The 1,357-nt window shown below is 64.8% G+C and carries 2 protein-coding genes; one reads left to right on the forward strand and one right to left on the reverse strand.

Annotation, left to right across the window (positions count from 1 at the left end):
• Positions 1-296 (forward strand): SHOCT domain-containing protein (locus HMPREF0591_RS29815; RefSeq protein WP_007172612.1); only part of this gene is annotated, 296 nt, incomplete at its 5' end.
• Between the two features lie 242 nt (positions 297-538).
• Here the strand turns inward: HMPREF0591_RS29815 and ricR are convergent.
• A complete protein-coding gene (gene ricR, locus HMPREF0591_RS29820) occupies positions 539-829 on the reverse strand; it encodes a copper-sensing transcriptional repressor RicR (RefSeq protein WP_007172613.1) in 291 nt (96 codons plus the stop codon).
• Positions 830-1,357: the final 528 nt, after the last annotated feature.

Below are 1,357 nucleotides of genomic sequence, written 5' to 3' on the forward strand. Positions count from 1 at the left end.
CCAGCGGCGCCGGGAGCCTGTTCCGCGGGATGGCGGTAGCGAGCAGGGCCGGGCGCGCGATGGCCGGCACGAGCGCGTTGGGTCGGGAACGAAGCCGGGCCGAGACGGCGAAGTCCCCGCGCGACCCGAACAGGAAAGACAAGACGGACAACCCGGCAACCGCCCCGCAGGTGACGCCGGTCGGACCGATCACGAGCATCGCCGCCGAGCTGCGCGAGCTGGCATCGCTGCGCGACGCCGGAATCCTGACGCAGCACGAATTCGAAGAACAGAGAATTCGCCTGCTGCCAAGCTAATCCAGGTTGAGATACCCTGTCTTCCTTAACCGATCCACAGGAGCACGGAGCTTCACGGGGGCTGAGCCACAACATCATTGCCTCGTCGGCTCAGAGCCGCTCGACCTACCGACGACCTAAGTCGTTGCTACGACCGTTCGTCTCACTGCGTAGGATGAGCTCCATCCTGGCGGCGGTGTGTGCAGGTGCACGGACGGTCACCCCTGGCACTTGCCCTATGGATGCATGCAGGCGTGGAGCGATCAAGAGCGAACGAGTCGTGCGATCGCGGCGGAAGCTTCGGCCAATTTCGCGTGGGCCTGGTCGCCGCCCTCCGCGGCGGCGCGGGTCAGGCAGTGGTCAAGGTGCTCGTTGAGCAGATTCAGCGCGACTGACCGTAAGGCGCTGCTCGCGGCGCTAATCTGGGTGAGGACGTCGATGCAGTACTTGTCGTCGTCGATCATCTTGGCGATGCCGCGGACCTGGCCCTCGATGCGGCGCAGCCGCTTGGCGTAGTTGTCCTTCTGCGCCGAATATCCGAGTGGGGTTGTCATCTATCCTCCCAGCGTCTTGGTCATCGGGGGGACCTGCGCCTACTGCGTGGTGACGAGGGTCAGCCATCGCAATGGCGTCGGTGCGGTGGAAGCGGCGCCAGGATCGAGGAAATGCGAGTGCTGATGGGCCTCATTATGGCACGTACCGTGCCCTATCGCGCTCAACAGGCGATCGCCCGTCAGAGGGCGCACCGGGACCGGTGCCCGATTCCGCAGCTCGCGAGCCCCGCACGTCAGGGCAACGCGCTGTCTGCCGTATGGCTATGACGGCGCAAAGCGGAACCCTTTCGACACCGTGTGTACCGGCACACGAAGTTGGATCCGCACTACCCTTTGCGGGTATGGGGTACACACCGTATTGTCGGTGGTGTGGACTTTCCCCTGCCTACGTTGGGGCCTTCGGCCGACCCACACGGGCGGCTGACGGGGTACCGATCACGGACTGATCACGGCCGGGCGTCGACTCATTTTGGATCAGGCATGGCCACGATCAGCGGTGCTACGGTCGGGGTGTTATGAGGTCGGCCA

The sequence above is a fragment of the Mycobacterium parascrofulaceum ATCC BAA-614 genome, assembly GCF_000164135.1.
GTDB classification, from domain to species: domain Bacteria; phylum Actinomycetota; class Actinomycetes; order Mycobacteriales; family Mycobacteriaceae; genus Mycobacterium; species Mycobacterium parascrofulaceum.